We start from the raw sequence: 13,807 nt of genomic DNA, 5'->3' as shown, positions 1-13,807 counted from the left end.
CATGGCGTGTTTGGTGATCTTTATTCAAAGGTGTCCCTTCGATTTTTGGCTTTACACCCAACATCAAAAGAAGTCCTAGAAATGTCTGAGTTGGAGATTACTAATGCAATTCAAAGTTTTATTGGACGCGGCAAATCCGTCTCATGGAGCTTGGAACGTGCTCAAGTCTTAGTAGCGGCAGCAAAGCGAAATCCCTTTAAGGAGACGGCTTTTTCAAGCCATTTAATCTCTATACAGCTGCTCATCAAATTGCTTCTTCAATACCAGGATCATCTATCAACCCTTAATAAATCGGTAGATGGCCTGGCTGAAGAGCTACTTGAATATGATTTAATCCAATCGATACCCGGAATTGGCACTAAGATTGCTGCAACAATTTTAGCTGAGATTGGTGAGATCGATCGGTTTGATCACGCAAAGAAACTGGTGGCCTTTGCTGGTGTTGATCCAAGTGTTTTTTCTTCAGGTAAGTTTGTAGCTACCCAAAATAAAATCACTAAGCACGGCTCCAGGAGGCTTCGTACTGCCTTGTATCAAGCTGTAAGATGCGGTATTCGTAGTAATAGAAATAAGAAATTAAGGACTTATTATGATAAGAAACGTGCTGAAGGAAAGCTATTCAAAGTAGCAGTAATTGCATGTGTGAATAAACTCATTCACTGGATTTTTGCCATCTTAACTACTAAGGAAGCATTCCGTTTAGAGTGAACAACAAAAAATAGAAATATATGGAATCTACATCCGTGCTTAATAGGACGGTTCTTTCCCATGCACTTTTTAAAGTATACCATCTCATGAAACTACTATTAATAATTAAATATTGACAAGCTATTAGCTGGAATCGTTAGGTAGATCGCGCAGCAACGAAAACAAGCGATGGATCAGTTCCACCGCCACGCTATAGTTTCTCGTTAGCTTAGTGATGCGATGCGGTTTAGCCAGTTCAGGGGTGTCTGCCCGAATCTACTGGGAATTTTGAAATCGCTAAAATTCATTTTTTTCGTTGTGTTCCCACTTCATGTTATTTAGATCATAAGTATACTTGATCCAATCATGAGGTAATATCTTAACAGGGTATTTATAAGAGCATCCCCCGACCTCCTGCCAACAATGCGCAATCCATTCAATAAATATTAATCTAGATTTCATAATAGGATCTTCGAAAACATCCTCATACTGAACAATTGAAGACAGTAGGCTTTCTATCTTGCTTTCAAAATCAATTTTAATATCATACTCGGCTGGATGTCTTAAATTATTATTTTCAAAACCTAAATCAACAACATCCCATTCTTTCATTGGGTGAAGAGTCAGTAAATAAATGTAGTGTACTTCAAACTCTAAATACTCTACTTCATGGTTAATATTTAAAGATAAGACTTTCTTTAAATCAACAATTAATTCTTCTTTGTAATTATTGAAATACTTTAATATCATTTCGGTAAATTCATTTTTCTTATCTTTCATAAAATCTCCTCCTGTATGTCATATAACGTCTTATTTATGAACTTCGTAAGTTTCCTATATTTGAGGTATTCGTGAAACAATTTAACTATCCTGCCAGTTAGTTGAGCAAGCTCGACTTCTTCTTAATTATTTATTTCCTCATTAATTAACAACCCCTAGACCTAGAAAAAAAGTGGTTGTTCACAAAAGTGAACGACCACTAACGATCTCTATTTTCCACTAACGAACTTTATTTTCCTTGATCAACAAGGACGTCCCCTCCCATAGGCGCACATTTCATTTTACAATTAAAGTAAAAAGTGATATCATATAAATATCACAATAATATACACTATGGGAGGTTTTTCAACGTATGAAAGAAATTAAAGCAGGGTCATTCAATGGCTTTATTGGCTTGCTCTTATTTTTTGCCGCACTTGGGCTAGGCATTTTCAGTTTCACACAGCAAAGCTTTCTCATTGGGGCTATTTTAATCGTCGTTAGCATCATCTCCCTGACATCATTTACTGTCGTTCAGCCGAATCAAGCCACGGTCATTACTTTTTTCGGGAGCTATCTAGGGACAATTCGCAAAAGCGGTATATGGCTTGTTATTCCCTTCTCTTCTCATAAGAAAATATCGCTTCGGGTTCGTAATTTTAACAGTGTCAAATTAAAAGTGAATGATATCGATGGGAATCCAATTGAAATTGCCGCTGTCATCGTGTTTAAAGTCGTTGATACGTACAAAGCATTGTTCGATGTAGATAGTTATGAGAAATTCGTAGAAATTCAAAGTGAAACTGCACTACGTCATGTAGCTAGCAAGTATCCTTATGATCGTTACGAAACAGAAGGTTATTCGTTAAGAGGAAATGCCGATGAAGTTGCGGCTGAGCTCAGCACAGAACTTCAACATCGTCTTTCCGTTGCAGGTGTTGAAGTGATTGAGTCCCGTCTGACTCACCTAGCCTACTCCACCGAAATTGCTAGCGCCATGCTGCAGCGCCAACAAGCATCAGCTATTTTATCAGCACGCTCCATTATTGTAGAAGGAGCCGTTGGCATGGTTCAAATGGCTGTCGCACAATTGGAAGCCCAGGGTTTGCAGCTTGACGAGGAGCGTAAAGCTGCCATGATCAACAATCTCCTAGTTGCGATTGTATCTGATCGTTCAGCAACTCCGGTCATTAATACCGGATCGTTGTACTAACGGAGCCATGTTATGGCTCCCAAGAAAAATTTCCCGCTTCGACTAGATCCGAAGCTGCACCAAGCTCTGGAGCAATGGGCAGAGGATGAGTTCCGAAGTGTTAACGGACACATTGAATATCTACTACGCGAAGCGCTCCTCCGTTCGGGACGGCTCTCCAAATCTAGTGCCGCGCAGCAACCGAATGAAGATTTGGACCACCACTAACACAAAAAAACATCCTACATGTACTCATGTAAGATGTTTTTTTGTGTTAGTTAAGTTGTAACGTCAATCGCTGGTGCAGAAATGGTCTGTGGTGTAGTAATCGCGGAGCTTGTATTTGAAAAATCTGCTACTTCGAGAACGACAGGTGTACCAACTACCGCTAAGATCGTACCTAACACCAAGGAAGCTGTCGTAAGCGTCGAGAGACCCTCCTGTTGTAATACACCATTGACATATACGTTAATGTATCCATCAGTAGGCACGGCTGGTAGTGAGTTTGCATCTACAGGATCGCCATTATCATCTAGAAAATCTTCTGCAGGAATCGTTGTTACTGTACCACCAATCATACCAACAGTAAGCACCGCATTGTATCTCGTTACTTCAGGATCTACGGTTGTTGTCACAACACCGCCCGAAGCTGTTGGAGGAGTAGCCAATGCAGCTGTAATAAAAAGCTTAATCAGTGAGGCTGCCATCTAATTCACCCCCTTCCCAATCTTCGCTTAAATATACGAATGCTTTGTACGATGATGGGAACACCTTTTTCAGGTACATCCTTCGAAATTAACGTTATCGTACCTTTATCTATCTGATAGAGCGTACTAGGCTGGAGCACACCATTTACGAAAACTTGTGAATAGGTAACAGCTTTGGGGTCAGGAATTGATTGAGCGCCATAGCCTTTGGTACGATCCTCTTCCGTATAGCAACGCTTGTCTCCATCAGAAATGGCGTAAAAGAAAAAGGTTTTTGATCCATACTTGGCCTTAAGTACCCGTTCTTTGCTCTTTTTCGGCTTTCGGACAGTAGGTTCAAGACATTTTCGCTTCCGGATATGAATCACCTCACTGACCACTCATAGATTAGGATATTGTATGCGAGAAACTTTACCTTTAATTGGATATTCACCTCAGTACGTATCCCCATTTATGACATACAAAACCCCCTAATCATGGTGATTAGGGGGTTTTGTACCTTTTATTTATGTAATATTAGTTCTGCACTTTGATTCCGTTCGCATTGATATAGCCAATACTCTTCAGATTCTTACGCTCAATTTCTCCCTGATAGAGGATGTTCCCTGTTTGCAGTTCAACGATTGCAGCGTTTGGTTCAGGACGACCACGACCAGACATGAGTAGGTACAAGCGATCCTTCTCTACTAGGCTGTAATTGACTCTGCCCCACTCTTTCTGAATCGCTTGAAGTGGTACTTGAACATCACGAATCACTTTATTCTCCGCTACATTTACTACCATGACGTGAGTGTCTTTATTCTCCGATATAGCAGCCAATGATAGCTCTTGATTAGCATACTGGATAGACATTCCCATCGAGTTATCTTCCATCAAAAAATGATGTAGTTGCTCGTTCTGTAGTGTCCGCCATTGTCCGTTCCAAATATCATACACTCGAATTTCCCGATTTACTAACCCTTCATTTCTCTGTACGGTCCGACTTTCGACCTTATCTACGATTTTATTTTCACTGCGATCAAATATCGCATATCCAGTAGGGCTAATCCGAGCATTACCAGATATATACCAAGTACTTATTTCATTCACTTGTGTCTCGGCAGAGAGGATCTGCTCGCTTTTCAGCAAACTTTGGCTTGTAAGATCGATCGTATACATATCGTATCCAACATGATAGAACTGCGGATATTTGTCGGTTCGCATACGATTAACAAGTACCTTCATGATCTGATCTTTGACCTGAACATCATGGATATTTATATATTCATCGTTTTTCTTATCTGTAAGAACATGAAATGAGGATGTTCCTTCGTCCAATTTCCCCATGATTGAGATGGTTAACTGGTTAGATTGCTTCTTCGTTACATCATTGTGAGCTTCAGTACCCACATACGCAAGTACCTGATCATCCTCATAAAAGGCATTCACATCGTTCTTCCCTCGCATGAAAGAACGATGCTCTTTGACAAGCCTTTTCAAATCGTCCTCATAGTAAGATTCAGCATCAAGCCTAGCCAAATAGGAGAGTTGCTCGACGTCCGACTCGTTCCCTTTCGTAGAAACGGTTGTCGTGATGCCATCCATATTTACCGTAATTTGCAGCCCGGCAGCATCGCTTTCTAAGCCTTTCATCGTCTTTAACTCATATTCCGGCTTCTGATCAGCAGTACCTGACACATAATACGTTCCCATAGCTATTACACAAAAAGGTATCAGTGTAGCAAGCAGCCAGTATCGTTTCATGCGTGCACCTCCTTAGCATTGTCTTTGAAAGCCCTTAACCCGAACTTCGAGAATTCGAGAATTTACACCGTTACCTTCTTTCGCAGCAAATACGAACTAAATCCGATTGAAATGGCAACCATACACAGTCCAATGAACACTTGCAACAATACGATTTCGCTTGGAAATAGAGGAAGTGTAACACCTAATTGACTTATTTCTTGTGGCAAAACGATCACGATCAGAACGGCTGCACCGTACAGAATACCCGCAATAATGCCCTTCCAACGATAACTTCGTTCCAAAAGTATAGCCGTAAAAAGTACAAAAACACCTAGAATGCCAGCTCCATAATATAAAATGAATTGCATAACATAGCTCGGCATAAACAAATTCAGCAAAGGATCTCTTCGAATCAATTCTCCAATAGTAACCTCTACTCGTAGTCCAACTGGGATGATAGCAAGGAAGGAGGCCAATTGCAGCGGAATCACCACAAATTGTAGGGAAACAAAACCAAATACAAACAACACAATCGCACTTAACTTAGCGTAATATACGTTCATCCGTGAAGTTGGCAACATAAGCAGTCGATACGCAAACGTATTGCGGCCGAACCATTCCTTGTACCAAATCATGAAAACATAAAGGAGCAGAACGATTGCACATAAACTGATGGCTCCTTCGTACCAGACCGAATGAAAAATATTAATAAGATTCAATTTTTGAAAGTTTTCCGCGTATTGTGCTTCTGTTCCGCCATTTCTGTCTGCCCAAGCATGCGCATCACTGAGATAGGAGTGGGCTGTAAGCCATATTCCCACAAACTGAGATACCACTAACAGGAGTGCCAGAGCACCATACAGTTTACTAAACCGTACAATTTCCCAGTTCAACAGCTTGATAAAGTATTTCAAGTCATATACACCTCTCTCATGACATCCACCACGGACTTACCTTCGTTCGACCGCATTTCCTCTGGATAAAACTGTTTCCTAACCCGCCCTTGATCCAGCAAAACGACTTTATCAATTAAATGCTCAATATCATGAATTTCGTGGGTCGTGATCAGAACACCGCGATCTTCCATCAAATGACTGGTAAAGACGGCAGTGATTTGCTCCCGACTGAACATGTCAATTCCCGAGAATGGCTCGTCCATGAGTAAATAATCGGCATCCAAAGAAAGTCCAAGTAACAGATTTGCCTTTGCAGAGTTTCCTTTAGACAAGCTGGAAAGTCGATCCTCGGGATTCAATTTAAAAAAGACGATCAACTGTTCTGCCCGCGCTTCATTCCAGTTTCCATAGAAATCCTTCATAAATAGCATAGCTTCCTTTATTTTCATGTGAGATGGCATCGTTAACGTATCCGGAATAAAGACAACTTTCTCGTACGTTTTCGTAGTTGGAACCTGACCATCCACACGTATCGATCCGCTTTGAATGGAGGTCAGGCCCATGATCGCCTTCATGATCGTAGATTTGCCTACGCCGTTGATCCCAATCAAACAGGTGATTTGGCCTTTCTCCGCGGTAAAGGAAACCTGTTCCAATACATTTTTCCGCCCAAATCGCTTCACAAGTCCATCTACTTCGATCATTCCGCAACCTCCCTTACGCGTTCTGCCTCATACTTTTCTTTCACAACACGCAGCAATTCATCCGTTGGCAGCCCAATCTTGCTTATGGATTGAACGAATACCCCAACGGCTTCTTGAATGAGTTCTTCACGAATGGTATTCAAAATCTGCTTATCCGTCGTTATCCGACTCGGGGAATTACCTGCAGTTGTAATCAACTTCTGCTCCTCCATTTCCTTATAAGCTTTCTGTGCGGTGTTCGGATTGATTTGAAGCAGCCCTGCTAGCTCTCGCCTTGACGGGATTTCTTGTCCGCCTACCAGCCTACCCGTGGCCATTTCCTCTTTAAAATACCTGACAACCTGCAGATAAACGGGATCGCGATTATTAAACGTAATGTTCATCTACCCATCTCCTATGTTCCTTTCTAGGTAAAACTGGAATTATTTAGTGTGTGTACTAAATGGTTCATACACTTTATGTGTACTATACTACTCATACACTTGTTCTGTCAACAATTGGTATTACAGAACGTTCTTGCTTCGTTTTTCCACCTCGTTGACATACCTAGCTGATTACATGCAAATAATAGAAAGAAGGATTCTTTCTAGAAAGGAGGCCATGATGAGAGTCAATCTACCGCCGAAAAGCAAGAATAATCAGGGGTTTTATGGGAAAATGCGAGGGCTGCCAGGTGCAGTTGTACAGCTTGTTAAGCAACAGGCTGCCAAGTTGATGACTTTCTCAGAGCATGCTGATCATGAAAATGGATCATCGACTCCCGTCATCGAAATCCCTCCTGCTACACAAGCCCGATTAGAAAAAGCGCTGCACCAACAAATATCCTTACAACATGGAGGGGTCACATCTCCCTCACCTACTTTTCAAGAACAACAAATTGTGGAACAAATCGTCGCCCAGACTTCCCTGCATAATCGCAATAATGTGACACGTACACAAGCCTACTGGGCCTGTTACAGAGACTTCCCTGAGTTGCACTGGGCTCTGTTAGCTCACATGGTGTCCCGCAACGGTGGCTGGTGCATGACGGATCTGCGTGGTGAACTTCTGCCTCATTTGTTAAACAACGAAGCCACGGAGCATTTGTTTGCCTTTCTTGAGCGTGCGAATGCCCTTATTTTTCAAGATGCTTACCCGCAATTGTTGCTCTATGCCGAAAGCAAACGGAGGAAGCTTAACTTATTTCATCTTCTTCCTCATTTGCACATATCTGCCTGGATGCTGCCGATTTGGCAGGATTTCTGGTTGTATCAGGATACGGCCCTCCTCACCCTAGGACTGATTGTTAATGAGCAACATTACGTCGAGGAGCGTGTGGTTCAGAATCCAATCTACAAACAAACGGTTTTAAACACGCCGCAGTTCAAAACACAAGCCTGGTTACAGCTCAATCAAGTCGGGTTCCCTTTTCGTTCCGCTTCGAAAGATCCACCAAAACCGCATCTTGCTGGCCTTATTCTTGAAAATTTCAAGAACCTCTCTGAACGCATCGAATTCGGCAAAAGCTTATATGCGATCCTGTTTAGGGCACCAGGCATCCTTCAAGGTGCAATAGCTTTTGCAACCTCTACTCCCCATACGGGGTCACGTTCTGACTACTGGCCTCATCTATTCGCACGCATACGAAAAACCCCTCCTGATCTCAAATATCAGGAGAGGCTCGATGGCTACAGCCTTAAGAAAGGCGCAGCACCATTCTATAGTCCACCGCTTCAATCAGCATGGCCTGACAGGCCGCTAGCTACGGTTGAGCGTGGGGATTGGTTTACTGACTTGGATGAACCGCTGCAACATATGCAATCCTTCGCTGTTCCGGTATCTTACGATTTGACACGTGAAATGTGCCTAGGAATAAGTAAAATTGAACTCGCTGTTCTTAGTGCACAAGCGATTAAAAAGCTCATTCGTTAGCGATACTTATGCCATTAAGATCGCTTCAACAGCCGACTCGCTTTCGCAATGAGCTTCTGTACGGGTGAAGGAAAGTTCTTCACATCATCCTTCGTCACCACGCGCGTAACCATAAGCATCAGCGGATACAAAGCCACTGTTAATCCGCAGATCAGCACTGCTTGGATACCTTGATTCAAACGGTACCAAGAAAATGGCACCACATAGTTGTGCGTCACCCATTCCGCTGCAAAGCCAAGAACACCGATGACAATGATTGTTATGATAAGTCCACCGAATCGACGCCCCAGAATCGTGAACGATACTTCCTTTCGGAGCGTGCGTAAATTCAGCCATGACATCGCAATAAAGCAAAGTCCTGTTGAAATGATGATGCCGTATATGCCAAACCAATGCCCGAGCACGAAGCTGCCAAGCAGCTTAATTGCGATGCCGACACCAACATGAGCCATTAGTGGCTTCATCCGTCCCATCCCCATCAGAACGGCTCCTGAAGTCTGCATCACGATCTGGAACATCGCGCCTGCTGTTAGCAAAGAGATCATCGCAGGTCCATGGGCGATTCCATAAGCGGAATCCTCATATCCGAATACGAAGAAGTCGATCGGTCTAGCCGCAATACTGATCATAAGTACAGCAGGAAGACCGGATAGAATCGCAAGCTGTAACACACGCGTAGTCTGTTGTCCGACCTGTTTCAAATCTTTACGCGAATACGCTGCCGAAATAATAGGTACAACGGATTGACTCAAGGCGATGGCCAAAATAATGGGAATCCCCGCAAGTGATTGCGCGCGTCCACCAATGATCCCGACTAAGCCTAAGGCCTCCTCGGCACCGATCTTATTCTCAAGCAACGGAATAATCATCGAGGTATCGATCGCGTACACCAGTGTGACGGTGACGGAGAAAACGACGATTGGGATTGATAGCTTTAGTAAGCTTCGATAAATATCCCGATATCTGAACATTTCTGCTGGTTGATCACCTGCACGTGTTGCTCCAATCTGATCTGCCGCGGCTTGTGAGGCTGCCAGCGAGGACTGGCTCAATTGTGCATCACTTCGCTTCAGCTTCATGCCGTAATACAACATGACAGCAAGTGCGGCAACACCTCCCACAACACCCCCGAAGGAAGCCCCTGCAACACCCCAACCCAATGAAATATTGAGCAAGAAATAGGCAAGCAGAATTGACGTAATCAATCGGAAAATTTGTTCCACCACTTGCGAAATACCATTGGGCATCATATGTTGTCTGCCTTGGAAGTAGCCACGCATAATAGCAATAAGCGGAAAGAACAGCATCGCTGGTGCAATAGCTCTAGTCGCCAGGGTAGCATCTGGTCCACCGTGCGAAATATTCTCGGCATAAATTGGTGCGAAGACATATAACAGGACCGTCATCCCGACCCCAGCGACTACTGCAAACCAGATCGCTGCCCGATAAATCCTTTGCGCTTCATGAGGTCGACCAATGGCTCTCTTCTCGGCAACCATTTTACTTAATGCACTCGGAATACCCGCTGTTGCGATAACGAGCAGGATCGAATATAAATTAAAAGCAATGGAATAGCTGCCCATCCCTTTTTCCTCAAGCAGATGTACCAGCGGTATTCGCTGGAAAACGCCGAGAAACCGCGCTACAAGCGCGGCCACGGTGAGAATGAGCGTCCCTTTTACAAGGGAATCTTTGGTTACCTTCGTCAAGTCCGTTCCTTCTCTCTCTTACAGTTTTCTTACGTTCTTCTAAGCCTCAAAAGATCCATAGAAAGAAAATAATAATCATAGCCAGCTGCAAAACAATTTTCACCACTGAGCTGGCGAAGAAACCAAGCACAGACCCAATCCCAGCGCGTATAGCATTCTGCCAAGAGGTTCCAGCAATTAATTCACCCACGACGGCACCGATGAATGGACCTAGAATGATTCCGAATGCTGGAATCACGAATGGACCAATGATCAAACCAATGGTGCTTCCGATGATTGCCGGTTTCGAGCCGCCGAATTTTTTGACACCTAATGCACTAACCGCATAATCCGCCACGATAATAATAATGACAATTAACGTCTGGATCAACCAGAACCAGAAGCCGAAGTGCTTCCAGGTGATCAGCCAGCCATAGATGAAAAAGGCCGCATAAATAGCCAATACACCAGGCAGAATCGGGTAGACGGCCCCCACCATTCCGATGACAAATAAAAGAATAACGACAATCCAACCCAAGGTAATCATGCTCAGTTCATTCCTCCATTATAGCGTGAATGTGGAGCTCGTCCTGGACTAGGCAAGCAAGTAAGTGCGAATAACTTGTGCGACAGCATCCTCATCGTTCGTAACTGTCGTAATATCCGCGATTCGCTTCACTTCATCCTGGGCATTTCCCATAGCCACACCTAGTCCTGCTTCACGAATCATCGCAATATCATTTTCGCTGTCACCCATCGCAATCACCTCGGACATCGCAATGCCCAGAAGTTTGCATACCGTTTCTACACCGGTTGCTTTGCTGATGCCGAGCGGGTTCAATTCCAAGTTCGACGGATGTGAATTGGTGATTTCCAGCGTCCCCCAACTCGTCACCACGTCGCGAATACGTTGCAATTTCTCAGCATTGTCCGTAAAGTAACCGAATTTGAGCCACTCGTGCTGATTGATATCTAGACCTTCACTTTCTCGATTGAACACACCTGCTACGGAATACGCCCACCACCAACAGTCATGATCTACCGCCAGCTGGTGCAAATTGCGTATCGTTTCAATCGGTACTAGCGTTCGTTTCAACAACGTATCTGGCGACGCCCATACTTCACTGCCATTTACCACAACTAGGGGCGTTGAGAGCCCCAACTCCTTAATGAAAGGCATAGCGCTGATGGCACCACGACCCGTGGACATGATCACCACTTTACCTTGTGCAGATGCTTCACGAATTGCTGCTTGATTCTCCGCAGATATTTTCTTGTCCTCGTTCAATAGGGTGCCATCCATATCAAGTGCGATTAATTTATAGGTTCCCATTCCCGCCAACTCCTGTTTCATGCTGCCTTAAATTTGTCATCGTGGATCTAGTAAGCAGTGAGCACTCTCTTAGGCAGCTCTTCCATGAACGTTTTGTGCCAGAGTGCAAAAATATAGAGAGTCCACAAGCGTCGTGCGTAGTCTCCTTGACCGATGCGATGCTTATGCAGCATTTTCTCAACTGCCTGAATATCAATATAATCCTCGATACCGCTGGTTTTAATTTGATCCATGACCATATCGCCCATAGCGCCTTTCATCCAATCCCGCAGGGGTACTGGGAAGCCTAACTTCGGACGATTCAAAATCGGATCCGGGATGATCCCTTCCATCGCTTTTCGGAAAATGTACTTCGTTGTCCCGTTCGCTATGCGATACTTCGCTGGAATGCGGCGAGCTACTTCGAACAGCTCCTTGTCCAGAAAAGGAACGCGCAATTCCAAGGAATGCGCCATCGTCATTTTGTCGGCTTTCATGAGAATATCGCCAGGCATCCACAAATTCATGTCGATGTACTGCATTCGGCTTACTGGATCCAAATGCTTCGTTTTATTATAATAATCACCGGCAATTTGCACGGGATTTTTGTAGGCGCGCAGCATCTCACTATCCAGACGAAGCACTTCAGCTTTCATATCCTCGGAGAAAATTTTGGCATTCCCGAGGAAGCGTTCCTCTAGCGGAGTTGTCCCCCGCAACACATAGTTGCGGCCTTTCACTCCGCTCGGCAGCATGCGTGCGAAGCGGTTCAGCATGCGCTTCACCGATGGCGGCAGCTGATCCAACGGCTTGAGCGACTGCGGTTCGCGATAAATGCGATAGCCGCCGAACAGCTCGTCCGCGCCTTCGCCGGACAATACAACCGTTACGTGCTCGCGCGCAAGCTGCGCCACGTGGTAGAGGGCAATGGCCGATGGATCGGCGACAGGCTCGTCCTGATGCCAGATCGCCTTCGGCATGGTCGCGAAGAAATCTTCCTGCGTGATGATTTTGTCGTAATGCTCGGTCCCGATCGTTGCTGCGGTCTGAGCAGCGATCGGCGTCTCGTTGTTAGCGCCATCGAAGCCAACGGAGAACGTGCGGATCGGTTCGATGTTCCGCATATGTGTAGCAATGGCTGTCGAGTCAATCCCACTCGACAGGAAGCATCCACGTTCCACGTCGCTGACCATGTGCAGCTTGACGGATTCCTTCAAACCTTCACGAATTTGTTCCACATAATAGTCAAATGGCTTCTCTTCCGGCTCAAACATGGGGTCCCAATATTTATGTAGGGTCATTTTGCCGTCAAATGTGATTGTAACCGAATGCGCAGGCGGCAACTTATAGATACCTTCGAACATGGTATGCGGCTCTGGTACATACTGAAACGTCAAATAATTCAGCAAGCTGTCCGTGTGGATCAACCGATTCATGCCTTCCGCCGCTAGCAAGCTCTTGATTTCTGAGCCGAACAGAAATTGACGGTCACTCACATGATAATAAAACGGCTTAATGCCGAAGTGGTCTCTCGCACCGAACAGCTGCTTCTTCTTGCGGTCCCAGATTACAAAACCGAACATACCGCGCATGTGCTTCACGCAATCCTCGCCGAATTCTTCATAAAGATGGACGATGACTTCTGTGTCACTCTGCGTGCGGAAAATATGACCGCGCTCCTTCAACATCGTGCGCAGCTCTTTGTAATTATAAATTTCACCGTTGAAAATAATCCACACGGTTTCATCTTCATTCGCTAATGGCTGATGGCCTTCTTTAATATCAATAACGGATAATCGTCTAAATCCTAAGCCAATGCGGTTCTCAGTCCAGAAGCCGACATCATTAGGCCCTCGATGTACAATCACATCTGTCATTTGCTGAAGCATAGCCTCAGTTGGTTCTCTATCTTCAAAATACATAACACCCGTAATACCACACATGGTGAGACTCACTCCTCCGTACTCTCATCATTCTTTCTCTTGGACAACCGATATATTAGTATACCATATCAGCCCGCCATTCAGGAAATACCGTGAGCGTACGAGAATGGCTGTATCCTATAGAAAAATGATGGAAATGAGAAGTCGTTTTAAAGAAGCAGATAACCGGCTTTTTTTCATGAGATTCGACCACCTTTCCTCTGTGCACAAAAGTTGACCTCGGGCAACATTTAGGGTGAAGTAAGTTTCTCCCCTTGAAATAGGATATGCCGTTGGGGAGTAA

Annotated in this window: 15 protein-coding genes; 4 read left to right on the top strand and 11 right to left on the bottom strand. The window is 44.4% G+C overall.

The window, feature by feature from the left end:
- Positions 1–708: IS110 family RNA-guided transposase (locus HQN88_RS26015; RefSeq protein WP_173117995.1), on the top strand; the 708-nt coding region annotated here is incomplete at its 5' end.
- Positions 709–984: 276 nt separating this feature from the next.
- Here the strand turns inward: HQN88_RS26015 and HQN88_RS26010 are convergent.
- A complete protein-coding gene (locus HQN88_RS26010; RefSeq protein ID WP_173117993.1) occupies positions 985–1,467 on the bottom strand; it encodes a hypothetical protein in 483 nt (160 codons plus the stop codon).
- Positions 1,468–1,819: 352 nt separating this feature from the next.
- Between HQN88_RS26010 and HQN88_RS26005 the strand changes: the two genes are divergently transcribed.
- Together HQN88_RS26005 and HQN88_RS26000 are read left to right on the top strand one after the other, a co-directional pair.
- Positions 1,820–2,659 (top strand): SPFH domain-containing protein, encoded by an 840-nt coding sequence (locus HQN88_RS26005; RefSeq protein ID WP_173117991.1) that lies wholly within the window; start codon positions 1,820–1,822, stop codon positions 2,657–2,659.
- A gap of 12 nt (positions 2,660–2,671) precedes the next feature.
- Positions 2,672–2,866, top strand: a complete 195-nt coding sequence (locus HQN88_RS26000; protein WP_173117989.1) for a type II toxin-antitoxin system antitoxin — start codon at positions 2,672–2,674, stop codon at positions 2,864–2,866.
- A 50-nt stretch (positions 2,867–2,916) separates the two neighbouring features.
- Here the strand turns inward: HQN88_RS26000 and HQN88_RS25995 are convergent, their stop codons facing one another.
- The 6 genes from HQN88_RS25995 to HQN88_RS25970 form a co-directional block, all read right to left on the bottom strand.
- Positions 2,917–3,345 carry a DUF4183 domain-containing protein gene (locus HQN88_RS25995; RefSeq protein WP_173117987.1) on the bottom strand — a complete coding sequence of 143 codons (429 nt, stop codon included), beginning with the start codon at positions 3,343–3,345 and terminating at the stop codon, positions 2,917–2,919.
- 5 nt (positions 3,346–3,350) lie between these two features.
- Positions 3,351–3,713: a DUF4183 domain-containing protein gene (locus HQN88_RS38485; protein ID WP_173117985.1), complete on the bottom strand. Its 363-nt coding sequence runs from the start codon at positions 3,711–3,713 to the stop codon at positions 3,351–3,353.
- Between the two features lie 148 nt (positions 3,714–3,861).
- On the bottom strand, positions 3,862–5,088 hold the full coding sequence (locus HQN88_RS25985) for a hypothetical protein (protein ID WP_173117983.1): 1,227 nt from the start codon (positions 5,086–5,088) through the stop codon (positions 3,862–3,864).
- Between the two features lie 62 nt (positions 5,089–5,150).
- Complete coding sequence (locus tag HQN88_RS25980) at positions 5,151–5,984, bottom strand: hypothetical protein (RefSeq protein WP_173117981.1); 834 nt, start codon at positions 5,982–5,984, stop codon at positions 5,151–5,153.
- Positions 5,981–6,670, bottom strand: coding sequence for an ABC transporter ATP-binding protein (locus HQN88_RS25975; protein ID WP_173117979.1), 690 nt, complete (start codon positions 6,668–6,670; stop codon positions 5,981–5,983). The genes HQN88_RS25980 and HQN88_RS25975 overlap by 4 nt, the downstream gene beginning before the upstream one ends.
- Entirely contained in the window at positions 6,667–7,053 is a 387-nt protein-coding gene (locus HQN88_RS25970) for a GntR family transcriptional regulator (protein WP_173117977.1), read from the bottom strand. The genes HQN88_RS25975 and HQN88_RS25970 overlap by 4 nt, the downstream gene beginning before the upstream one ends.
- Positions 7,054–7,270: 217 nt before the next feature.
- Between HQN88_RS25970 and HQN88_RS25965 the strand changes: the two genes are divergently transcribed.
- Positions 7,271–8,581: a DUF2515 family protein gene (locus HQN88_RS25965; RefSeq protein ID WP_173117975.1), complete on the top strand. Its 1,311-nt coding sequence runs from the start codon at positions 7,271–7,273 to the stop codon at positions 8,579–8,581.
- A 14-nt stretch (positions 8,582–8,595) separates the two neighbouring features.
- Here the strand turns inward: HQN88_RS25965 and HQN88_RS25960 are convergent, their stop codons facing one another.
- From HQN88_RS25960 to asnB, 4 genes are read right to left on the bottom strand one after another with little or no spacing between them, the layout of a single operon-like run.
- Positions 8,596–10,290, bottom strand: coding sequence for a putative polysaccharide biosynthesis protein (locus HQN88_RS25960; RefSeq protein ID WP_173117973.1), 1,695 nt, complete (start codon positions 10,288–10,290; stop codon positions 8,596–8,598).
- 46 nt (positions 10,291–10,336) lie between these two features.
- The gene (locus HQN88_RS25955) at positions 10,337–10,816 is read right to left on the bottom strand and encodes a DUF456 domain-containing protein (RefSeq protein WP_173117971.1); all 480 of its coding nucleotides are present in this window, start codon (positions 10,814–10,816) and stop codon (positions 10,337–10,339) included.
- A gap of 48 nt (positions 10,817–10,864) precedes the next feature.
- On the bottom strand, positions 10,865–11,602 hold the full coding sequence (locus HQN88_RS25950) for a Cof-type HAD-IIB family hydrolase (protein WP_173117969.1): 738 nt from the start codon (positions 11,600–11,602) through the stop codon (positions 10,865–10,867).
- Positions 11,603–11,649: 47 nt separating this feature from the next.
- Positions 11,650–13,524, bottom strand: a complete 1,875-nt coding sequence (gene asnB, locus HQN88_RS25945) for an asparagine synthase (glutamine-hydrolyzing) (protein ID WP_173117967.1) — start codon at positions 13,522–13,524, stop codon at positions 11,650–11,652.
- Positions 13,525–13,807: the final 283 nt, after the last annotated feature.

The sequence above is a fragment of the Paenibacillus qinlingensis genome (genome assembly GCF_013204845.1).
GTDB classification, from domain to species: domain Bacteria; phylum Bacillota; class Bacilli; order Paenibacillales; family NBRC-103111; genus Paenibacillus_E; species Paenibacillus_E qinlingensis.
This window is presented reverse-complemented; position numbering and strand designations above follow the sequence as displayed.